This window comes from Streptococcus mitis (assembly GCF_047463435.1).
In the GTDB taxonomy this organism is placed as follows: Bacteria; Bacillota; Bacilli; order Lactobacillales; family Streptococcaceae; genus Streptococcus; species Streptococcus mitis_DS.
Genome location: NZ_JASHDW010000019.1, coordinates 1 through 22,075, shown reverse-complemented (window position 1 = coordinate 22,075; position 22,075 = coordinate 1). Strand labels below are relative to the sequence as shown.

The 22,075-nt window shown below is 38.8% G+C and carries 21 protein-coding genes, 12 tRNA genes and 2 pseudogenes; 7 read left to right on the top strand and 28 right to left on the bottom strand.

What is annotated here, in order from left to right; all coding sequences use genetic code 11:
• The 6 genes and pseudogenes from QM843_RS09545 to tgt all read right to left on the bottom strand — a co-directional run.
• A pseudogene (locus QM843_RS09545) lies at positions 1–72 on the bottom strand (transposase); the annotation flags it as partial.
• A gap of 72 nt (positions 73–144) precedes the next feature.
• Positions 145–510 (bottom strand): DUF1033 family protein, encoded by a 366-nt coding sequence (locus QM843_RS09540; RefSeq protein ID WP_000286405.1) that lies wholly within the window; start codon positions 508–510, stop codon positions 145–147.
• 150 nt (positions 511–660) lie between these two features.
• The gene (locus QM843_RS09535) at positions 661–1,719 is read right to left on the bottom strand and encodes a zinc-dependent alcohol dehydrogenase family protein (protein WP_261051653.1); all 1,059 of its coding nucleotides are present in this window, start codon (positions 1,717–1,719) and stop codon (positions 661–663) included.
• A 162-nt stretch (positions 1,720–1,881) separates the two neighbouring features.
• Complete coding sequence (nagA, locus tag QM843_RS09530) at positions 1,882–3,033, bottom strand: N-acetylglucosamine-6-phosphate deacetylase (RefSeq protein WP_101786331.1); 1,152 nt, start codon at positions 3,031–3,033, stop codon at positions 1,882–1,884.
• A gap of 151 nt (positions 3,034–3,184) precedes the next feature.
• Complete coding sequence (locus QM843_RS09525) at positions 3,185–5,002, bottom strand: acyltransferase family protein (protein WP_414304835.1); 1,818 nt, start codon at positions 5,000–5,002, stop codon at positions 3,185–3,187.
• Positions 5,003–5,102: 100 nt separating this feature from the next.
• Positions 5,103–6,245, bottom strand: coding sequence for a tRNA guanosine(34) transglycosylase Tgt (tgt, locus tag QM843_RS09520; RefSeq protein WP_001285237.1), 1,143 nt, complete (start codon positions 6,243–6,245; stop codon positions 5,103–5,105).
• 117 nt (positions 6,246–6,362) lie between these two features.
• Here tgt and QM843_RS09515 point away from each other — a divergent pair, with 117 nt between their 5' ends.
• Positions 6,363–7,220: a DUF975 family protein gene (locus QM843_RS09515; RefSeq protein WP_414304834.1), complete on the top strand. Its 858-nt coding sequence runs from the start codon at positions 6,363–6,365 to the stop codon at positions 7,218–7,220.
• Between the two features lie 25 nt (positions 7,221–7,245).
• On the opposite strand, the gene pcp is transcribed toward QM843_RS09515, so the two are convergent.
• The 9 genes and pseudogenes from pcp to QM843_RS09470 all read right to left on the bottom strand — a co-directional run bounded on the left by pcp (position 7,246) and on the right by QM843_RS09470 (position 16,003).
• A complete protein-coding gene (gene pcp / locus QM843_RS09510; protein WP_414304833.1) occupies positions 7,246–7,890 on the bottom strand; it encodes a pyroglutamyl-peptidase I in 645 nt (214 codons plus the stop codon).
• Positions 7,891–8,002: 112 nt separating this feature from the next.
• Positions 8,003–8,365 (bottom strand): annotated as a pseudogene (locus QM843_RS09505) (DUF1304 domain-containing protein).
• 10 nt (positions 8,366–8,375) lie between these two features.
• Entirely contained in the window at positions 8,376–8,801 is a 426-nt protein-coding gene (locus QM843_RS09500; RefSeq protein ID WP_414304832.1) for a MarR family winged helix-turn-helix transcriptional regulator, read from the bottom strand.
• Between the two features lie 318 nt (positions 8,802–9,119).
• Positions 9,120–10,322 (bottom strand): LysM peptidoglycan-binding domain-containing protein, encoded by a 1,203-nt coding sequence (locus tag QM843_RS09495; RefSeq protein ID WP_020903675.1) that lies wholly within the window; start codon positions 10,320–10,322, stop codon positions 9,120–9,122.
• 162 nt (positions 10,323–10,484) lie between these two features.
• Positions 10,485–11,108 carry an HAD family hydrolase gene (locus tag QM843_RS09490; protein WP_001172831.1) on the bottom strand — a complete coding sequence of 208 codons (624 nt, stop codon included), beginning with the start codon at positions 11,106–11,108 and terminating at the stop codon, positions 10,485–10,487.
• A gap of 3 nt (positions 11,109–11,111) precedes the next feature.
• On the bottom strand, positions 11,112–12,392 hold the full coding sequence (locus QM843_RS09485; protein ID WP_000473986.1) for an MATE family efflux transporter: 1,281 nt from the start codon (positions 12,390–12,392) through the stop codon (positions 11,112–11,114).
• Positions 12,393–12,452: 60 nt separating this feature from the next.
• Positions 12,453–13,937, bottom strand: a complete 1,485-nt coding sequence (gene thrC / locus QM843_RS09480) for a threonine synthase (RefSeq protein WP_049515744.1) — start codon at positions 13,935–13,937, stop codon at positions 12,453–12,455.
• A 75-nt stretch (positions 13,938–14,012) separates the two neighbouring features.
• Positions 14,013–15,290: a glutamate-cysteine ligase family protein gene (locus QM843_RS09475; RefSeq protein WP_020903672.1), complete on the bottom strand. Its 1,278-nt coding sequence runs from the start codon at positions 15,288–15,290 to the stop codon at positions 14,013–14,015.
• A gap of 314 nt (positions 15,291–15,604) precedes the next feature.
• Positions 15,605–16,003: an FmdB family zinc ribbon protein gene (locus QM843_RS09470; protein ID WP_009732039.1), complete on the bottom strand. Its 399-nt coding sequence runs from the start codon at positions 16,001–16,003 to the stop codon at positions 15,605–15,607.
• Positions 16,004–16,175: 172 nt separating this feature from the next.
• On the opposite strand from QM843_RS09470, the gene QM843_RS09465 reads away from it, so the two are divergent.
• The gene (locus tag QM843_RS09465) at positions 16,176–16,502 is read left to right on the top strand and encodes a DMT family transporter (RefSeq protein ID WP_009732038.1); all 327 of its coding nucleotides are present in this window, start codon (positions 16,176–16,178) and stop codon (positions 16,500–16,502) included.
• A 163-nt stretch (positions 16,503–16,665) separates the two neighbouring features.
• Here the strand turns inward: QM843_RS09465 and QM843_RS09460 are convergent, their stop codons facing one another.
• Positions 16,666–17,112 carry a helix-turn-helix transcriptional regulator gene (locus QM843_RS09460; protein ID WP_000287814.1) on the bottom strand — a complete coding sequence of 149 codons (447 nt, stop codon included), beginning with the start codon at positions 17,110–17,112 and terminating at the stop codon, positions 16,666–16,668.
• Between the two features lie 321 nt (positions 17,113–17,433).
• On the opposite strand from QM843_RS09460, the gene QM843_RS09455 reads away from it, so the two are divergent.
• From QM843_RS09455 to QM843_RS09435, 5 genes are read left to right on the top strand one after another with little or no spacing between them, the layout of a single operon-like run.
• Positions 17,434–17,907 (top strand): hypothetical protein, encoded by a 474-nt coding sequence (locus QM843_RS09455; protein WP_037599776.1) that lies wholly within the window; start codon positions 17,434–17,436, stop codon positions 17,905–17,907.
• 40 nt (positions 17,908–17,947) lie between these two features.
• A complete protein-coding gene (locus tag QM843_RS09450; RefSeq protein WP_265494257.1) occupies positions 17,948–19,144 on the top strand; it encodes a replication initiation factor domain-containing protein in 1,197 nt (398 codons plus the stop codon).
• A gap of 2 nt (positions 19,145–19,146) precedes the next feature.
• Positions 19,147–19,533, top strand: coding sequence for a hypothetical protein (locus tag QM843_RS09445; RefSeq protein WP_001096843.1), 387 nt, complete (start codon positions 19,147–19,149; stop codon positions 19,531–19,533).
• Between the two features lie 59 nt (positions 19,534–19,592).
• Positions 19,593–19,787 (top strand): DUF3173 domain-containing protein, encoded by a 195-nt coding sequence (locus QM843_RS09440; RefSeq protein WP_070482251.1) that lies wholly within the window; start codon positions 19,593–19,595, stop codon positions 19,785–19,787.
• A 3-nt stretch (positions 19,788–19,790) separates the two neighbouring features.
• Positions 19,791–20,924 carry a tyrosine-type recombinase/integrase gene (locus tag QM843_RS09435; RefSeq protein WP_070482252.1) on the top strand — a complete coding sequence of 378 codons (1,134 nt, stop codon included), beginning with the start codon at positions 19,791–19,793 and terminating at the stop codon, positions 20,922–20,924.
• A gap of 74 nt (positions 20,925–20,998) precedes the next feature.
• On the opposite strand, the gene QM843_RS09430 is transcribed toward QM843_RS09435, so the two are convergent.
• The 12 genes from QM843_RS09430 to QM843_RS09375 form a co-directional block, all read right to left on the bottom strand.
• A tRNA-Leu gene (locus QM843_RS09430) sits at positions 20,999–21,082 on the bottom strand.
• 9 nt (positions 21,083–21,091) lie between these two features.
• Positions 21,092–21,163 (bottom strand) — tRNA-Gln (locus QM843_RS09425).
• 13 nt (positions 21,164–21,176) lie between these two features.
• Positions 21,177–21,249: transfer RNA gene (locus QM843_RS09420), tRNA-His, on the bottom strand.
• 14 nt (positions 21,250–21,263) lie between these two features.
• A tRNA-Trp gene (locus QM843_RS09415) sits at positions 21,264–21,334 on the bottom strand.
• 4 nt (positions 21,335–21,338) lie between these two features.
• Positions 21,339–21,419: transfer RNA gene (locus QM843_RS09410), tRNA-Tyr, on the bottom strand.
• Positions 21,420–21,431: 12 nt separating this feature from the next.
• Positions 21,432–21,504, bottom strand: a tRNA-Phe gene (locus QM843_RS09405).
• 3 nt (positions 21,505–21,507) lie between these two features.
• A tRNA-Met gene (locus QM843_RS09400) sits at positions 21,508–21,581 on the bottom strand.
• Positions 21,582–21,591: 10 nt separating this feature from the next.
• Positions 21,592–21,681 (bottom strand) — tRNA-Ser (locus QM843_RS09395).
• Between the two features lie 4 nt (positions 21,682–21,685).
• Positions 21,686–21,757, bottom strand: a tRNA-Glu gene (locus QM843_RS09390).
• Positions 21,758–21,765: 8 nt separating this feature from the next.
• Positions 21,766–21,839, bottom strand: a tRNA-Ile gene (locus QM843_RS09385).
• A 33-nt stretch (positions 21,840–21,872) separates the two neighbouring features.
• Positions 21,873–21,943 (bottom strand) — tRNA-Gly (locus tag QM843_RS09380).
• Between the two features lie 5 nt (positions 21,944–21,948).
• A tRNA-Val gene (locus QM843_RS09375) sits at positions 21,949–22,021 on the bottom strand.
• Positions 22,022–22,075 lie beyond the last annotated feature (54 nt).

The following is a 22,075-nucleotide window of genomic DNA, read 5'->3' as shown; positions in this document are numbered from 1 at the left end:
AAGCTTCTCTAAGCTATATCCTTGTTTTCTAAGTTCATAGATCTGAACTTTATCATCATAACTCAATTTCATAATAAAACACCCCAAAAGTTAGATTTTTTCTGTCTAACTTTTGGGGTGCAGTACAAAAAAGTTACTTTTTCTCTATTTTAATTTCATACGGCAAGAACGGTGCCTTTCCTTACCTGTTTGTTTTTCATAGCCTGGGCGTAGTTTTTCATCTGGAATAACCTGCTCATCCTGTAAAAGAGCCAAAGAATGGTATTGTTGTAAATACTCGTCACATTCATCACACCAGCGTTGGTCTTCTGGATCCCAAAAAATGGTCATCAAATCACTTCTACTTTTATAAAGAGGAGATTCTTGTTCCAATCTAAACCAGCAAGTTTTGTAATATTTGAGAGCATCATAATACTGGTCAAATTTCTTACTAGCTACAATATCTTCTTCCCAACCTTCTAAGAACCACCAAGGTTCAAAATCTCCGTACATTTCTATAACACGATACATATTCATTCATTCCTTTGTACCGTATATTATAACTAATTCCGCCAGACAAGGAAAGAAATATGCTCATTTCTTAATTTCTCGATAAAAAATCCAGCCATCTGATGGATAACTGAATTTCTATTTACTTGTGTTCCAAAATCTTTTTACTACTTAAGCTTCTGAAATATCGTTTTCGATGATGACCTTAATGGCATGGTGGTCTGCTGCCTTACTGAAAACTTCATAGGCTTTTTCAATTTCACTAAGTTTGAAATAGTGAGTTACCAATTTTTCTGGTTCAATCTTATGACTTTCAAGAGCTTTCAACAATTGTGGAGTGGTATTTGTAGATACCAAACCAGTTGTTACATTGATGTTGCGAATCCAAAGTTTGTCCAAATCGAATTCGACTGGTTTACCATGCACACCACAGTTGGCAACCGTTCCGTCTACACCGATAATCTTTTGACAGAAATCAAATGTTGTAGGAATACCAACAGCTTCGATAGCAACATCCACACCACGACCATCTGTCAAATCATAAATTTCTTTAATGGCTTTTTCAGGGTCTGAAGAATTAACTTTATGAGTCGCACCAAATGATACAGCAGTTTCCAAGCGGTTATCGTCTAAATCCACCATAATCAATTTAGCTGGTGAATAGAATTGAGCTGTCAAAAGAGCAGCCAATCCAACTGGTCCTGAACCAATAATGGCTACGCTACAACCAGGTTCTACTTTCCCTTTTAAGACACCAATTTCATATCCAGTAGGTAGAATGTCTGATAGCATAACCAAGGCTTCATCTGACAAGTCTTCTGGAGTATGGTAAAGAGTGTTATCTGCATGAGGGACACGTAGATATTCAGCCTGCATACCATCAATCAAGTGACCGAAAATCCAGCCCCCTTCGTCTTCACAGTGGGCATAAATTCCTTTTTTACAGTAGTAGCATTTACCACAGGCACAGACACAAGAAATCAAGACCTTGTCGCCTTTTTTGAAGTTAGAAACTCCTTCTCCAACTTCTTCAACAATCCCAATCCCTTCGTGACCAAGAATAGTACCACTTTGGCAAGCGGGAACATCCCCTTTGATAATATGGAGGTCTGTTCCACAAATAGTGGTTTTTACGATACGCACAATAGCGTCTGTTGGCTTGCGAATAACTGGTTTGTCTACGTCAACAAAAGAAGCAAGTCCTGGTTTAACATAAGTATAGGCTTTCATAAAGCATTCCTCCGTTTTTTTATTTGTACTATTTATAATATAATTGTAAGCCTTTTCATTTGTTTGTTCAAGATTTTTTGTGATTTTTTTAACTTTTTTATTTACCGGTAAAGTAATATAGATAAAAAAGCAGAAGCTAATCTCTAACTTCTGCTTTTTCTCTTATGCTTGATAACGTTTCACACCGTCTAGGTAGGTTGCTACCAATTCCAAATCTTTATCTAATACGATAAAGTCCGCATCATAACCTTCACGGATTTGGCCACAGACATCATCAATGTGAACAGATTTTGCTGGGTTAAGGCTAGCCATCATGACCGCTTCGTGTGGATTTGCAATACCCCACTCGACTACATTTCTCATACCATCTTTAAGTTTGAGGATAGAACCTGCCAAATTACCAGTAGATTTGAGACGTGCAGTTCCATTTGCTACTACAACAGGGAATTCTCCCAACATATAGTCACCGTCTTCAAGCCCACCAGCTGTCATACAGTCCGTAATAAGAGCGATGTTTTCTGTCCCCTTTTGCTTAAGTAAAATCTCACAAGCTTTTGGATCTACGTGGTGACCATCACAAATTAATTCTGCGTAAGTATGTGGGAGCTCATACATAGCTCCTACCATACCTAGTTCGCGGTGTGTTAAACCACGCATCCCATTATAGGCATGTACCCATACACTAGCTCCAGCATCAACTGCCTTCTTAGCTTGTTCAAATGTCGCATCTGAGTGTCCAAGTGCAACTGTCACACCTTCACCTGTAATAGTACGTACAAAATCTTCCACCCCATCACGTTCTGGTGCAATAGCGATTTTATTTAGCATCCCTTTTGCAGCATCCTGCCAAGAATGAAACTCCTCAACACCCGGGTCTCTCATATAAGTTGGATTTTGTGCCCCCTTAAAAGTTTCTGTGAAATATGGACCTTCATAATAAATCCCACGAATCTTAGCACCTGTTGCTTCTTTATAATGGTTTCCAAGATTTTCAGTGACTGCAAGCAATTGCTCATAAGTGGCTGTTAAAGTTGTGGGCAAGAAACTGGTAACACCGGTACTAAGAAGTCCTTCACTCATAGTGTGCAATGTACCTTCAATGTTGTTGTCCATCACATCTACACCTGCATATCCATGAATATGAGTATCCACAAGACCTGGTGCAATGCTATAACCAGTATAGTCAAGAACCTCTGCTCCTTCAGGAATTTGATCCACATGTTTCCCAAATTTGCCATCAACAAGTTCTAAGTACCCACCGCGACGAATGCCAAATGGATAGAAAAACTGATCCGCTTTAACGTAATTAGGCATAATAATGACCTCCTTAAAAGATTACTTTTGATATTTATTATGTCAATTACATTATAAACCTTTCTGATTCATTTGTAAATGGTATAGACCTATTTTCTAGAGATATTTTAAAAGAGCTGGATGTCTCCAACTCTTTTCTTTTAAATACAAGTTATTTTGATTTGACTGGCTTGTCTTGAGCTGTTTGCAAGGCTGTAGCAATGGTGTCTGCATACAATTTTGCTCCTGCTTCAATTTTACTATTGTCACTTCCGAAATGGACTTGGTCTGTTCCTGCCCAGATTTCTGGATGTTCCTTAGCAACTTGATTCCAATCTGCTATCGTGATGTAAGGAGTCTTCTCTGCCAATTCTCTCATATAGGCAGCAGCCTTCTCAACGATGGCATAGGTCTCTTTTGTTTTATCTCCTTCATAAGGTGTCACCAAAATCATATGGTGCCCCTTTGGAAGATTTTTCACGATACTATCCCAGTCTTCCTTGTAATTTTCAGGATTATTTACCCCAGTTGCAATGACCACCATCTTAGGTAAAAATTTATTCTGGCTATTGTTTAGCATGATTTCATTGGCAGTCTTGGTTGTTCTGCTGACCTGCGCATTAATCTGTGCTCCAGGAAGGGCTGTCTGCAGGGCTGTATTTGCCCTTAAGGCCACCGAGTCACCAATTAACATAGTGCCATCAGCAATTCCTAAACTATTTGCATCTGCCCGCTCTGCCATTACCTTGGTCTGGCCAATATTGGTTGCGGCTTGCTTCAAGCCATTGACAGTTAAATCTGTCTCAAAAGCTCCGACTTGTGGAGCCAACAAGATCACCGTGCAGACAATGATGGTCAAGATTCCTGTACCTGTTGCAAGGATTGTATGGATATAAGGCAGGGGACGAAGGGTTTGTATAATAGGTGTGTTCTTTCCTGCAATCCAAGGTTCCAACACATAAAATGACAGACTGGCAAATCCATAAGAAAAAATCAAAGTCAGTAAGACAGCAAGAAGATTTGATGTCAACTGCGAGAAAATGATATAGAAAGGCCAATGGAAAAGATAAACCGCATAACTAGTATCTGCTAAAAAGCTAATAATCTTTGGCTCCTGCACGTTAGGAGTCTTTTCATGTAAGACACGCGCCGCCAGAATCATAGCAAGGGCTGCAAGGCTGGCAAGCAAGAAGCCCATAAGATAGGCAAAGAGATAGGTAAATTTGACAAAGAAGGTCAAAATGAGTAAAAAGCCAAAACCTCCCCCAAAAACTAAAAGGGTCTTGCGTAAATCCCAGATTTTATCCAATTGCTTGACCAGAGAAGTCGTCTGACGAACGCCTACAATCGTTGCTAGGATACTCCCCAAAAAGAATGGATAGACATGAGTTAAACTGGAGAAGTAAACAGAGGAATAAGAAGTTACTAGAAAACTACCAATAAACATGGAGAAGAAGCTAATCAAGAAGGCAGTAGCAGATAAGAGAAAGACCATCCCTCTCAACTGACCATTTGATTTAGACTGTTTGGATAAGAACCAAACTGCCAATCCCCAAAGAATATAGTAGTGCACCTCAACAGCCAAGCTCCAATTATGAACAAACAAATGAGGAATGAACTGAGATTCATAACTCCCACCTGTTAGCAGTTCATAGAAGTTGGTCATAAAGCCTAAAACACCTGCAATCTGGCCACCAATTCCAGCCACATAATCTTGGCGAACCAAAAAAGTAAAAGGCATGGTTACCAAGACCATCAAAACTACAGGTGGCACAATCCGATAAAAACGTCTCCTAAAAAATCCAATCAAATCAATCTCATGATTTTTAGAAAATTCTTCGATAAGTAGAGCCGTAATCAGGAAGCCTGAAAACGTGAAAAAGACATCTACCCCGAAAAAACCTCCAGGAAAGATTGTCTGAAAGAAATGATACAAGAGTACCAAAAGTAAACCTGTAATCCTAATCAAGGAAAACCATTTAATGCGCATACGAGTTTATTCTTCCTTTCGTTATACACTTTATTCTATCAAAAAAAGAAGAAAAATCCTAAGAGAAAACTTAGGATTTTTAGCTTATATCCATTCCATTTTAGAAATTGCGTCCTGACTTATTATAGCCATATTTTTCAACAAAATACTCACGGAATTCCAAGAGATTGTCATCCATGATGGCTTGTCGCACTTGCTTCATCAGATTAAGCAAGAAGTAAAGATTGTGGTAGCTAGTCAAGCGGATACCGAAGGTTTCATCAGCCTTGAGCAGGTGACGAAGATAAGCGCGTGTATAGTTCTTACATGTGTAGCAATCACACTCAGGATCCAGTGGCGTAAAGTCCTCAGCAAACTGAGCATTTTTGACAACCAAACGTCCCTGACTGGTCATACAAGTCCCGTTACGAGCGATACGAGTTGGTAAGACACAGTCAAACATATCCACCCCACGAATCACCCCATCAATCAAGCTATCTGGCGCTCCCACACCCATCAAATAGCGAGGTTTATTTTCAGGAAGCAGTTGGGTTGTAAAGTCCAAAACCGCATTCATCTCTTCGTGGGTTTCTCCCACTGCCAAACCACCGATAGAGTAGCCTGGAAAGTCCATGCTGACAAGATCATGAGCCGATTGGCGACGAAGGTCTTCAAATCCTGCCCCCTGCACAATCCCAAACAAACCTTGGTCATGTGGACGACGGTGAGCCTTCAAACCACGTTCAGCCCAACGGCTAGTACGCTCGATTGATTTCTTAACGTAGTCGTAAGGTTGATAAAACTGAGGACATTCGTCAAAGGACATCATGATGTCTGAACCCAGATTGTTCTGAATAGAAATAGCCTTCTCTGGAGACAAGAACATCTTAGAACCATTGAGATGGTTTTTAAAGGTTACCCCTTCTTCTGTGATATTACGGCTATCAGCTAGAGAATAAACCTGGAAACCACCACTATCCGTCAAGATTGGCTGATCCCAATTCATGAACTTGTGGAGACCACCTGCGCGTGCAATGAGTTCGTCTCCAGGACGAAGCCAGAGATGATAGGTGTTTGATAGGATAATTCCCGAACCCATCTCCTTCAATTCTTCAGGTGACTGAGTTTTGACAGTGGCTTGAGTTCCAACTGGCATAAACATAGGCGTCGGGAAGGTGCCGTGGGGAGTGATGATTTCTCCCAGACGAGCTCCCGTGTGTTTTTCTTTCTTAATCAAACGATATTTGATTGGTGAATCTGACATTTTTTTACCTCCGAAGCTGGGAAAGACAGTCCCAGTTCATACTTTGTGCCCAAGGGCATACTGTATGATTTTATCAAAAAAAGTAGGAACTGTCACGAACTATGGTATAATGAGAGAATGAAATACCCAAAAATTGATTTAAAAACCATTCGTCTGCAGGCCAGACAATTTCAGGCTGAAAATCCCCGCCTCTTTCTCGTCTATCTCTTACCTAGCATGCTGGTCATTTTGTCTGGCTTCCTCAATCCCTTAGAGCGCATCAACGAGTCTATTTTAGAGCAATCCTTTTTAAGCGTGTTTGGTCATATATTCCAAGCCTACCTATTTCCCCTATTAGTCTCCTTTATTGGAACAATACTTCTAACCAGTTCCGTTTATACAACACTGAAACTCATCAAGAATCCTGATACAGAACTATCCGTCAAAAATAGTCTCGCACTCTTTAACGAAGAGCACTTTTCACAAACCTTTTTGACTCTTCTCCTCAAACGTTTCTATCTCTTCTTATGGAGCATTCCTAGCTTGCTTGGGATTTACTTCCTCTTTTACAGTAGCTTTTTAGCAAAGAAATTCGTTGTCCTTCACCCTGAGTTTCCTAATCTGGATCTCTCGTCAGTTGAAACTGAAGGCTTCCTCATGACCTTTGGTCTCTACTTTCTAGCAAGTATCCTCTTGATGATTGTCGGAAATAGTCTCTATATTCCACAATACTATGCCTATTCACAGGTGGAATTTCTCCTATGTGACACCCTAGACTTGGGACAAGCCAAACCAGGACAAATCCTTAAAACCAGCCGTTTCCTGATGAAAGGTTACAAGTTTCAGCGTTTTGTCCTAGACTTACAACTCCTTCCTTGGTACTTCCTCAATTGGATTACCTTTGGAATTGCTAGTTTTTCACTCCTCCCCTATATTCAAATCAATAAAATAATTTTTTACCGAGCAGTACTAGCTCGAAAACGTCCAAAAGCTTGAAGGTTTCCCCTCAAGCTTTTTTCTATCAATGAGTTTCTCCGCCTACCAACTTGAGGTCTTGATCTCCATGTTCTATCATAGCGCCGATTGCCGCTTCTATCCCCCGCCTAATATCCACTAAACTCATAGCTGGAGTAGTCGGTCGATTCACCACCTGTTCCATCATATAAGGAATATGCATAAAACCTGCCTTAACATGTGGAAATTTCTTTTCTACCAAATATAGGGCCTGATACATCAAATGGTTGCAGACAAAAGTCCCTGCCGTATTGGAAACAGAGGCCGGCAAGCCTTCTTTTTTTATAGCTTGAACCATCGCTTTAATCGGCAAACTACTAAAATAGGCCGAGGCACCGTCTGGACGAATAGGAAGGTCAATCGGTTGATTTCCTTCATTATCAGGAATCCGTGCATCATCTTGATTAATAGCTACTCGCTCAGGTGTCAAGCTAGACCTTCCACCTGCTTGGCCGATACAAAGGACAAAGTCAGGTTGATAACGGTCCATCTCTTCTTCCAATACTTGAGCCGATTTGTGAAAGACTGTTGGCACTTCTAGACAACGGACCTCAGCACCATGGATTTCAGCTGGTAAACCTTTAATAGCCTCCAAGGCTGGATTGACCTTTTCCCCTCCAAAGGGCTCAAAACCTGTCACTAATACTTTCATTTCTAACTCCTCAAAACCATTTCAATAAAACTATTTTCTTAAAGACAAGTATAACATATTTCCCTTATTCTGGAGTGAAAAGGACTAAAGAGACTAAGATTGACCTTTGAACTTATTTAAAGAGAAAAATACTAATCAAGGCCAAAATAGCTGGTCCACCTTGCTTCAAAATAATTTTCTTATCTGCTGTGAGAGAGCCATAAGCCGCAGCTCCAATCACAAATAAAACAAAAATAGTCACAATTTCTAAATTCTGTGAGAAATAAATGCCATACAAGAGAAAAACTCCTAGCAGAGCGTTATAAATCCCTTAGTTTTTAAACAATGAACTTACTGACGGACGAGCCAGTTCTTCCTTGTCCATGTTAAAGACACGACTAGTCGCATCTGATTGCGTTGCAATACTTTCCAAATAAAAAATGTAAAAATGCTCCAAAGCAACGATCGTTGCTAAAATGATTGTAATAATTGACATCTATTTCTCCTTAAATCTCTATATTTTCAATACCCAAAACCAATTTATTTAATAAACGGCTGAGTTCTGTTCTCTCAGACTCTGTTAAGATACTTTTCATCGCTTCCTTAACCTTGATATGCTTCAGAGGGGGATTCTCCACTAACTGCTCCTTGGCATACTTCGTAGCCTCTACCAAGACTTCCCGCTGATTTTCAGGATTGCGATGGCGATCCACCAAACCTTCCTTTTCCAAAATCTTGAAATGTCGGGTCAAAGCAGCCTGATCAATCTTCAAACGCTCCTGAACCGCCATTTGATTACAAGGGGAATTCTCCAGTAAAAACAGTAACATCTGATACCGTGTCAAACTAATCCCAAGCCTTTTTTCAAACAATTGCGTGCTCGCTTGCTCAGACAAGCGTAGTTGATAAAGTAAATCTTGAATCTCTAACATTTCTTCCTCTTTTCTGTTGATTTATCAATAGTTGACTAATCAAGTATAATACAAAGTAAAATAGATTGTAAGAATGTTGCTTGAATCATTACAAAATGGTAACTTCCATTTTCCATTTATATTGATACTCAATGAAAATAAAAGAGCTAACTAGGAAGCTATCCGTAGGTTGCTCACAGCACAGCTTTGAGGTTGCAGATAAAACTGACGTGGTTTGCATTTATTTTTCGAAGAGTATGACAAAGAAAAACGAACGAGACTTACTTCCAATCATGAAAGCTAGATCTCATTCGTCAAAATGATATTACCAAGTCTGGTTTATCCATTCATTGAAACGTGAACGTGATCATAGTGATTTTCTGTCACGCTACCACGGTCTGGCATTGGGTTCCAAGTATTAGCTGGCCCATATTTGCTATCGAATGGAGCATAGAAACGTTGTTTCCAAATAATGTAACTAATTCCACGGCTGGCCATGTTTTGAATAGCGTATTCCGCAATCTTATCCCCTAATTCTGAGCTTTCTGGTACCATAAAGTCGATAGCCAAACCTTTTCCGTGATCTCCACTGTCTCCTGGACGGTAACCACTAAAGGATGTGATGCCAAACAAGTTAGCAATTTCTTCTTTAAAGGCCGCTGTTTGTGGTTGAAGGCCTGCATTTTCAGATTTCGCTACCGCAAGTCCAGCATAATCGGGCGCTGCTGGAGCTGCGTAAGTTGTTGAAACTGTTTTCTTCTCTTCTGGTTGATAAGTAGAAACTGCTGTTGTAGCTTCATTTGATGAGGCTTCTTTTAATTCTTCTGAACTTGTTGCAGTTGTTTCGATTGCTGTTTCTTCTGTTGGAGTTGTAGTTTCTTCCACTGTTGAAACATCTTGTGGGCTTGCTTGAGTTTCATTTTTCTCAGCTGAAGTCGTTGCCTGAGGAGCTGCTTCTGCAACTGCACTACTTGTTTCGGCTGTTTGCTCCTCTGACGTTGAAGTATTTGTAGATGGTGCTACTTCTTCTGCAGTAGCAACTGTCTCTGCAACTTCTGAATTTGTTGCTACTTCTTTTGTACTTGTAGTTTCTACCGCTTTTGGCGCTTCTGCAATCGGTTGAGAAAGGTCTGCAACCTGAACAGTTTGATCATCTACGGTCACTTGATTGGTTGTCAAATCTGCTGTCGCAGTTGTCACCTCTTCACTAGAAGCCGCTTGAGGTGTTTGGATTTCAACTTCTGTTACTTCTTCTGCTTCATTGACGGTCGTTGTCAAAACAGTTTCTGGGAAAATCAAGTCCATATTAGTGATTTTATTCAAATTCGCAAGAACTGTGACATCTACACCCAAGGCTTCTGCAATGGTGCTCAAGGTATCACCATACTGAACGGTATAACTTGTTTTGTTGTCCGTTTTAGTCAAATCGTTTTGGATTTGCTCAACACTACGTGCAGTCCAAAGAACTTCTTCTGCTTGAGTTGCCAATACTGGGGCAAATGACAAGGCTACTGTTGAAGCTAATAATATTCTTTTCTTCATTCTTTCCTATTCCTTTCAAATGAGTACCTGTCTATCATAACACAAAAAATGCAGAAAAAAAGCCCTCTCGGGCCTATTTAACAGAACTGTCTATTCCTTGTAACAAACTCGGTTACTTGAAATAGTTTGTTAGGTCTCTGTCACAAAACTGACACAATCTTTTTATCGCTCAGCCTTAAAAAAACGGGAAATATCTGCTAACCCTTGAATCCTATGATTTCCTTCATAAGTTGACTCTAAAAAATTAATGCTTTGAATCTTACTATTCTGCGCGAATTCCACATCCAGAATCCGATCCCCTATATAATAGGTCTTCTCAGAATCCAACTGATACTTGTCTAACAGATAGGTGGCCGCTTCTGAACTAGGTTTACGCGCAAAGCCACTCTGACTTGTTAAAATCTCTGTAAAATAAGATTCCAAACCCAAGTCTCTTAGAATGGTAAGAGCATTGTCTCCCTTATGAGTGTAAACAAACTGCTGAATTCCTGATTCCTCTGCCCAAGCTAGCACATCACGCGCACCTGGCATCAAAACTACCTGAGCATTCTTCTCAGCCAGACTCTGGGCACGCACCTGATTTAGCACCTCGACATCCAGTTTTCGCTCTTCCGCAACTTTCTCCAGCAAATCCTGCACAGAAAACTTGAGAATAAACTCTCTCACCTTCTCCTTATCATAAGGAATAGAAAACTGAGCAAAAGTTTCCTCAATCCCTGATAAAATCGCTTCATAAGAGTCCAATAAAGTCCCGTCTAAATCCCAAATAAAAGCTGTTTTTTGCATTTCCTATCCTTTCAAGCTCATATAGCGCTGGTAACGGTAACGTAGAAATAACCAACGAAAACCATTATCCAAAAGGGTTCCGGCCCAAATACCGGGCAAGCCCCAACCAAGCACAATCCCCATCAGATATCCTGTTCCAATGCGGATACACCACATTCCTATACTTGTCGCATAAAAGGGAAGCCGAGCATTGCCCAAACCCTGCCAGACTGCTGTATAGATGACTGTTCCTATCGTCATAGGAGTACCAAGTAGTGAAAAAAGTGTCACTAAAACACTAGCCTCCACCGCTAAAGAATCAGTCGTATAGAGATGAGTGAGTGGTATACCCAAAGCATAGATACTGAAGGTCAAGGGGAACATGAGGACCAGAGAAAGCCAAAAGGTTTGCTTGCTCAAATTAGCTACTCTTTCCCAATTATCCTCTCCAACTGCTCGGGCCACCAGCATGACCGTTGCCGTAGCGACGCCAAAGGCAGGCATATAGTTAAACTGGGTCAAGACTTCTCCGACTGCATTCCCAGCAACTGCCTCCGTTCCAAAAGACACAACCAAGGCAATGATCACGACATCACCAGCCCGCATCATAAGCCGCTCTCCAGCTGCTGGCAAAGCTAAGGTCAATAGTTTCTTATCTAAACCAAAAGTCGGTTTCTCAAAAGGCAACTTTAATTGCGACCATAAAATCACAAGACCTACCAAACGAGACAGAATTGTCCCCCAAGCAACACCAGCTATCCCCATATCCAGAATAAAAATAGCTAGACTTGAAAAAAGAATATTCAAGGCATTGGATAAAAGACTCACATAGAGAGGCAAACGTGGATTATGCGTTGCACGAATCAAAGCACCCAGACTCGTCATGAACCCCAAAAGAACAATCGATCCGCCTACCAAGGATAGATAGAGTCCGCCACTCTCAGCTACATCTCTCTCCGTTCCCAAGAGTCCAATCATCTCTTGCCCAGCGAAGATAGACAAAGCTCCTAAAATGAAACTTAATAGTAAAGTAATTTTTAACGCCTCAGTCACATGATAGGCTAGCTTAGACTGATCCTTCTGCCCCAAACTTTTTGAAATAACACTAGAAATAGCTGCCCCTAGAGCAATGAAAATCGCCTGATAAATCGTGATAATATTACCAGCTACTGAAACACCTGAAATAGCTATCAATCCTAAATGAGCAACCAAATAACTGTCCACCATTCCCATGAGCATCTGCAAAAAGTTTTCACCCATAGCTGGCAAGGCAATATTAAGAATGTCTTTATTTTTCTTAAACAATCCTTCCTCCTGATGAAAAGAAACTCAGTTGGTTTCCCAACCGAGTTTACTCCCTCTGTCTTAAAGTCCTAGATAAGCCTCAACCGCTGCTTGCATATCAGCAGCTGCCACTGTTGTCTTGTGACGAACAGGAGCTGTTTCAAGCCCGTCAACTGCTGGTGGTACTGCAACTCCTGAAATATCATGTAATTGAGCCAAGGCTTCAAAGTCAGTCAAGCCTACTTTACCTGTTACAGCTTCTACTGCAACCACTGGGAACTTGTATGGACTCGCTGTTGAAGCAATCACTGTCTTAGTCACATCGCCAGTAGCCGCTTGGTATTTCTTATAAACTGCCGAGGCAACCGCCGTATGTGGATCCTCGATATAAGAATCTGCCTCATAAACACGCTTGATTTCTGCTGCCGTTTCTTCCTCAGTCGCATATTCAGCTGCAAAGAGGTCCAAAATCTCTGCATCAAAGTCTGTCAACTCATATTGTCCTTGCTTGTTCAAGGCATTCATAAGTTCAGCTGTTTTAACCGCATCATTACCTAAAAGATGGAAAATCAAACGCTCCAAGTTTGAAGATACCAAAATATCCATAGATGGACTAGTAGTCACTTTAAACTCACGTTTCTTGTCGTAAACACGTGTCTTGAAAAAGTCTGTCAAAACATTGTTGTCATTTGAAGCACAGATTAATTTGCCAACTGGTAGACCAATTTGCTTAGCATAAAAGGCAGCCAAGATATTTCCAAAATTTCCTGTTGGTACTGTGAAGTTGACCTTATCACCAGCCACAATCTCACCAGTCTTAACCAACTGAGCATAGGCATAAACATAATAAACAATCTGTGGCACCAAACGACCGATATTCATAGAGTTGGCAGATGAAAATTGCAGTTTATTGGTAGCCAACTTTTCACGAAGGGCTACATCGTTAAACATATGCTTCACATTTGTTTGAGCATCATCAAAGTTACCATCAATAGCGATAACATGAGTATTATCACCAGTCTGAGTAGTCATTTGCAACTCTTGAACCTTGCTGACACCATCCTTTGGATAAAAGACGATAATCTCAGTTCCAGGCACATCCGCAAACCCTGCCATAGCAGCTTTCCCAGTATCACCAGATGTCGCTGTTAAGATGACAATCTTGTTCTCCAAACCATGCTTCTTAGCAGCTGTTGTCATAAAGTATGGCAAAATAGACAAGGCCATATCCTTAAAAGCAATTGTTGAACCATGGAACAGTTCCAAATTGTATTGGCCGTCTAATTTCACCAAAGGCGCTATAGCTGGAATATCAAACTTGCTATCGTAGGCATTGTTGATACAGTAGTCCAACTCCTCAGCTGTAAAGTCATCTAAAAATGCTGACAAAACTAACTTAGCAACTTCCTGGTAAGAAGCATCTTTCAATTTGTCAAAGTCCAAATCTACCTTTGGATAAGTAAGCGGTGCAAACAAACCACCATCCGTCGCCAAACCTTGCAAAATAGCTTGGCTAGCAGTTACTGTATTGTTGGCATCACGCGTTGATTGATAAACTAATGTCATTACTCTCTATCCTTTATCTATAGTCTCATCCATTATATCATGATTTTTCAGAAAATTCTCCTTTTATAAGAGAAATTATAGGCCCAATTCTTCTTTCAAAGGCTGTAAATAGCTTGTTTCTTGCTTATTTCTCATCTCCAGTCCTTCGCAAGCTAGCAGGAGTATGTGTTTGGAAAATTCAATAATCGCAGTTTCTTCCTCATTTGTAAGCTTTTTCTTAGAAAATTGTCGTCTTAAAAACTTGTAATTTCGCCCAAATTCTTTAAAGAAAGTCGCTGTTTCTAAGTAAGCTTCTAACTTATCTAAATTAACCAACAATCCTAAGTGAAAAGCTGCAGAAGCGAAGGTTCTCTCTAGAGGTTGAGTACACACACTACGAAACTCAACTGTACCCCGAGTCGTTAAGTCTTGGTACTGATAACTACGATGAGTTTCAAAATCCTTCTCTTGAGGGTAAATAAGAATCTCATCCCCATTAAGAGCATATGCTTGGATTTCAGTTGTAGCCAAATAGTCCCTTGCCTGAATCGGATAAAAATAATAGGTTTGCCCATCGCGTTCCGCAGTAAAAATTGCAGAATGATCTAGATAATCAAAAAAATCATCCTCATCTTTAAAGAGCCTAGCATTGACACCAACATTCTCTGGATATATACCATGCATCGATTCTTCCCAGAAAATATCCCTTGAAATTTTCGTATCCCAATTCTCACCTGAAAACTCAGAATTGGCAAGTAAATAAGCCTTAGCCCCTTCAATTTGGGTAAAAGCATTAATCACTCGTAAGTAGTTAGACTTTGAAACATCCAACTGAACCTGACTCCCACAGATAAAAGCACCATATTCAGGGAAATGATGCAAGTCTGATTCAGCCATATTTCTACTCAAATTCAAATAGTCCACTAACATCTGATAACGTGGATAAGCAACTGGAGTATTCTCATTTTTATTCCAGTTGGGATGAATACCGCAGCCAACGATAGCATGATTGGATTCGCCTAATTTTCTCTGAATTACATCCATATAATTATTAAAACGATTTTCGACCTCTTGAATTGTTTCAGCCTTACCAAATGCAAACTCAATCGTAGTATAGGAAACTTCAAATAAAATAACATCCTGACTTGCTGGCTCCACTAACTGAATAGGAGTCCCAAAATCATCAACCTTTTCGACAGTAAAATCCAAAGCAGAAACTAAATATCGGAATAAGTACTTGATAACTTCAACATCTGTAGCATCCCCTTCCAAGTTTACAACAGGATATTCCAGCTCAATCCCGACAAACAATTCAGGATTTTCTTTAATATTTTTCAAATACCGATGTTTTAATAAATCGATAGAACGAGACATACTTCCCTACACTTTCATAATCTAAATAAAATTTGAATAACTATTATTATACCAAAAATAATATAAAAAAGGAACGAAGATTTACAACGTTCCTTAACTCTATACTATACCGGCGGCCGGGGTCGAACCGGCACGTCCTTGCGGACACTGGATTTTGAGTCTAATATTATTAGTTTTAAATCTCAGAAATATTGATTTTATAAGCTTTTTTTCCATAATATTTTTTAAAACTTAGTATCACTTCCAAAGTTTAGATACTTTTTAGTAACTATAAAATGCTAGAAAGTATACTCCTTATTAAAAAGAGTTTTGGACTAGTTTTGTGCAATTTTATTACCCATATCCGTAATAAGAGAGGCTAAATTAATTGCCTTTAATGATTGTAGAAATTGGTTGTGAATATCATTAGACACATAACCAGCTAGCAAAATATGCTCAGCCATGTCATATTGCTTAATCAAGAGAATCTTATCATGTTTTTCATTAAATAAAATCGCACTAATTGCTGTATTAAAGACTGGAAAACGAAAACTCGCACATTGTGAACAATAAGGAATATCTCCCTCATCTTTTAAAAATTTTTTCTCCAAAGGATGCCCACATTCGGGACAACAAGTCATTGTTTTGTCAAATATAGAAACCTCTTTTTTAAAGTTCTTAAAAGTAATTTTACCAGTAAAATCGAGACCACGCAAGACATTGAAATAAATCAAGACTTTTTTTAAAATTTATCTTATGATATAATAAATTTATCAGCTATTGGTTCTGAAAAAGTGTCTGCCACAGTTTTACTACAAATTCTCATGACTTGTGCCAAGATTTATAAAAAACGGATAGCTATAATAGCTCTTAGAGCAAAAACATGACATATAGGAGGTTAAAGACATGTCATACTTTTATCTTTTTATCGCCATTGTAGGAGAGATATTGGGAACTAACCTTTTGAAATTATCAGACGGTTTTACAAAGCCTATTCCAACCGTTTCTGCCCTACTTAGCTATGGCGTTTGTTTCTATTTCCTCTCACTAGCAATGCAAAAAATTCCTTTAGGAATAGCTTATGCAACATGGTCAGCTGTCGGTTTAGTTTTGACAGCCTCTATCGCAGTAATGATTTTCAAAGAAACACTAAATGTTTATAGCATTATCGGTTTAATTTTGATTATCATTGGTGTTGTCATGGTTAACTTATTAGGAAATGCAGGACATTAATAAAACCGGCTCTATACTATTTGTAGTGGGTAAATCCCCTATGGATATTATGGAGCCTATTTTGTTGTAGAAAAAAAGTTCCATAAGAACTATAATGAAAAGCTAGAATTCTGTCAATATTTTGGACACATTTTGGGAGGGAATTTTGAAGACTAGCGTCCTCCTAATTTTCCCAATAAGTTTTAACTTCTTCAAAAATCTTATTCAAAAGTTCTGCATCTTTTTCTGACAACTGATTTTTTTCTATAACTCTATCTTTTAGTTCTGTTGCCTTTATTTTATTTCTTGCCACCGAAACTGCTATTGAATGTTTCAAAATATCAAACTCATCCTTTGAAAAGTTTGCAATATTGGTAAGATCTAATTGTTCTAGAGGTAAACTACTGATAATTGAATAAGGTTTTTGTCCCAGCAAATAATCTGTAGTAGTCCCAAAGATATTTGCTAATTTCACAACGAATTCTAATCCTGGTTCTAACGTTCCATTCTCCCACCGAGAATATGTCCCTTGTTGAACTCCAATTAATTCCGATATTTGTACTTGAGTTAACTTTTTTGATTTTCTGAGAGTTTTTAACCTCTCTGAAAATTTATAATCCTCTGTATACATAATTCTCCTATAGATATTCTTATTCGTATATTTTGGCTTGACAAAATATTCTAAACGGTATAAAATAGAATTATTCCATAAGGAATATTTATTTTGAGATTAAATATTCCATTGAGAATATTATAGCATAAAAGGAGGTAAAAGCGTATGTAACTAGTAGTCGATTTAAAAAATTTTAATAAAGGAGGTAGGATTCGACAAAATAAAAAAAATCTTGAAACAAATGTGCCGTTCGTTCCAAGATCAAAACATATTATGTAACAATTATACCACAGAAAACTCTTCAGTTGCACAAGAAAATTTCGGAGGTTTCACAAAAAGATGACCAATAAAGAGTTAGTCAATCAAATTTCTGGCCTAAACTCTACCTCTACTCTTAAAAATTGGATTCAACTGATTAAAGAGATAAGTGGCAAGGAATTTAAAAAAATTAAAATTCCTATCAGTAGAAATCCAAGAACTCATCAATTAAGTTATACAGTTGCCTATGACTTTACAAACGAAGACCTTAGACAATTTCAAAAGTTAGCTAACCTAAAACTTGAAATAGGTCTAAAAGAGGCTATACAAGCCGTATTTGGGAGCCTAGCAGACAATGAGCACGAATCCCTAAACCAAGTAATAGATGAGCTCTACGATGAACTGAGCGCCTTAAAACAGGAATTTAAGCGAGAAATACGACTGATAAAAAATGAGAATGCCAGTCTAAAAAAGAAAATCCAAGATATTGAAGAGTCGATGCAAACCGGCTTACTAGGGTTTGTTCAGAAGAGGTCAAAAAATAGGTTCGGCTAATAGCGAGTTTTCGGCTGAGCCATGAGGCAGAAAGCCGAAAATGAGCGTAGATGCGGACGGACCATTTTTGACCGATAGGGTGTGTAGTAACACCACCCTCTGCAAGTTAGGTGTACCATCGAAAGAAATCAGTATTTCCAAGGGTTTCGGAGATTTTAAGGGTGGCAAAATTAGGCAAAAAGTTGAATCAAAATCTATGGCAAAAAATGAACATTTACGTTCTGTATTTGACTGGATTCAAATTCAGTTTGATAAGACTGAATTTTCGCCAAGAGAAATAATCGAAGATATTCTATTTCTTGACTATAACCTATTTATTGAGAATAAAGGGAGCCTGAAATACTATAACTATGATAGCCAGTTTCATTATGGGAATATCCGTATCTACTATGGAGCGAAAGAGTCGTCCTACATGCTTGTCATGTCAGGACAGGCACTCGAGTTCTTTAGAGATATGGTATTAGGTCCAAATAGTCTGTCCGAAAGACAGTTTCTGAACAATCTCTACTACAATTACAATCAATTTTCAGTAAGACGAATTGATATTGCAATAGATGATTTTAATGAAACATCCTACTTCACTCCTAATCAGCTTCTAAAGATTTGTCAGAAGAAACGCTTTATATATGGAAAAAGCACCTACTACAATACCTACGGAGATGAAACAATCGGCCAAACCTTATATTTGAGAAAACCCAATGATGATGAAAGACTTAGAATTTATGATAAACGCTTAGAACGAGCTGAGAAGCTCGGCATCAGCAAGCGGTACATAGAAAATTGGATAAGAACTGAGTTAGAACTTAGGAAAGAAAAAGCTCACTATTTCATTCAAGAATGGTTGCATTCAGAAATAGATCTTCTCAACTTTACCAAGGGATATCTCAAAGAAAAAGTGAGGTTCTATAGTGATAATCACTTCTCAAAACCTTTGAGATCTTGGGAAAAGTTTTTAGGTCACTCAAAACCTGTCTCTATCATTATTTCAAAACCAAAAACAGAACTAGAACAAAAATTAGAATGGTTTACCTATAAAGGTTCTGGAGCTATTCTAAAAGCGTATAAATTTCTATACGACAATAACTTACTGCATGAGTATGAGAAATCTAACTATCTCGCACTCAACAATATGGAATATCCACCAGATTTAGCAAGTGGATTAATAGAAAGGGCAATTCTCTTTAAAAGAGAAGATTTAATCCCTACAATCAAAGAAAATATCAAAAGGAGAAATTAAATATGGCAAAAATGCTCTCACAAAATGACTGGAATTTTAATAACATTGGAACAAAATTTGAATTGGATGAAGTCATTCCAAAATTTGAAACGGAAGTCCGAGCAGATGCAAACGGAGAAATTATCAAAAACCGAGATGGTAGTGAAAGACGTTTTAATACCGATAAAATCATTGGTTGGAAATACAATGTAACAATCAAGGATGGACAATTCAAAAAGAAATCAACCCAAGTCTCAGTAGACAATCCAGATGCCTTGGTTGATAATGACTATATCCAAGCAATGGATGAAGTACCAGTTACATTTGACAATTTACAAGCTACTATGATTAGCACGACAATGTATTACAAGGCGGATGCTATCCATTTAGTAGATGTAAAACAAAAATAAGTAAAAGACAAGGGGAGTTAATCCTCCCCTTACTTAATCTAATTAGAAAAGGAGATCACATGATTAAAACTGTAACAAAAGATGACCTTATCGAACTTGGATTTGCTCCAGGAACTGCAAGAAAGATTATCCATACTGGCAAATTACTATTAGTGAATCGTGGTTTTAATATCTACGATAACAAACGGATTGGTACAATTCCAGCCAATGTCGCTGAAGAACTACTAGGAATTGAACTCCAGAAAGAAGCATAATGAATGACTATTCGTAAAACTAAAAGTGGTAAATGGACCGTTGATGTTTCTAATGGTTTCCACCCAGTCACACAAAAAAGAATACGTATCATTCGAAAAGGATTAAAATCTAAAAAGGAAGCACTAGAACTAGAACAACATATTCGAGTTGTAGAATTAAAAGAAAAACAATTTGACTTTGTAGTAACAACAGATATGTTATTCCAGTTGCTTGAAGAAGACGATTTGAAAAATGGCAGAAAAATAAGCTATACAAGTACACAAAGAAACAATTATGAGCGTCATATTAAACCATATTTTAAAAATACAAATTTAAATAAATTAACGTATGACCATATATTCGAATTTCGTGAATACCTAAAAACAAAACCTAAAAAACAAAATGAAAATGAAACTTTAAGTTATAATACAATTAATAAACTTCTAATTCTACTTAAAAAAATTTTTGACACTGGTATAAGAAAATCCCTTATTGATAAAAATCCTGTTGAGAATCTGAGAAAATTACCAATTAGGAAGCCTAATATCAAATTTTGGAGTATAGAAGAATTCACGAGATTTAGAGAACTTATTCAAGATGATGAAACAAGCTATGACCTGTTTTTCGTAATTGCTTTCTTTACTGGAATGAGAATGGGAGAAATCATCGCATTGAACTGGAATGATATAAATCTTTTAACAAATACAATATACGTTACCAAAACGGTATACTTTGTCAATAATACAAGCTACATTAATACAACAAAAACACGATCAGGAACTAGAAATATAACAATAAATCAGAAATTAGCAGAAATGCTAAAAGATTGGAAAGTAAAACAAAAAGAAAAACTTGAGGAATTTACGAAAAATACAGACGAACTACAAATAATACAGAGTACACCAATAACAATTACGAAAAATATGATTGATAAAAAGTTTAAGCAAATACTAGAAAGGGATAAAGATTTAAAGAAAATAAGAATTCATGATTTGAGACACTCTCACGCATCATTACTAATAAATCAAGGAGAGGATTACCTTGTTGTCAAAGAAAGATTAGGACACGCATCTATTACAACAACAATTGATACATATTCTCATTTGTACCCTAGCAAACAGAAAACATTGGCTAATAAACTTGACGATTTATTTTAAAATGGAAAAAATTGGTAACTCAACAAAAACAGAGAAAAAAAAGACAAGGTCCGAAAACCTTGTCTTTATTACTATACCGGCGGCCGGGGTCGAACCGGCACGTCCTTGCGGACACTGGATTTTGAGTCCAGCGCGTCTGCCAATTCCGCCACGCCGGCAAATAGTAACTGGGGTAGCTGGATTCGAACCAACGCATGAGGGAGTCAAAGTCCCTTGCCTTACCGCTTGGCTATACCCCAATAATATAAAATAGGCGAGTGATGGGGATCGAACCCACGCATGCCAGAGCCACAATCTGGTGTGTTAACCACTTCACCACACCCGCCATAATTCTATTAACACGGGCAGTAGGAATTGAACCCACACTGAAGGTTTTGGAGACCTTAGTTCTACCTTTAAACTATGCCCGTAAAATGGAAGGGGAGGGATTCGAACCCCCGAACCCGAAGGAGCGGATTTACAGTCCGCCGCGTTTAGCCTCTTCGCTACCCTTCCAAAATATATAAATGGCGCGAGACGGAATCGAACCGCCGACACATGGAGCTTCAATCCATTGCTCTACCAACTGAGCTACCGAGCCTTATTGCGGGAGCAGGATTTGAACCTACGACCTTCGGGTTATGAGCCCGACGAGCTACCGAGCTGCTCCATCCCGCGTTAATACAAAAGGAGGATGTGGGATTCGAACCCACGCACGCTTTTACACGCCTGACGGTTTTCAAGACCGTTCCCTTCAGCCGGACTTGGGTAATCCTCCAAAATAGTCCGTACGGGATTCGAACCCGTGTTACCGCCGTGAAAAGGCGGTGTCTTAACCCCTTGACCAACGGACCAAACTTTATGGGCACGAGTGGACTCGAACCACCGACCTCACGCTTATCAGGCGTGCGCTCTAACCACCTGAGCTACGCGCCCAAGTTAAAAACTTGGTAATTGAACAAAGTTCAAAGCGGGTGACGAGAATCGAACTCGCGACAACAGCTTGGAAGGCTGTAGTTTTACCACTAAACTACACCCGCTTAAATGGGAGTTAACGGGATCGAACCGCTGACCCTCTGCTTGTAAGGCAGATGCTCTCCCAGCTGAGCTAAACTCCCTAGAGCTAAGCGACTTCCATATCTCACAGGGGGCAACCCCCAACTACTTCCGGC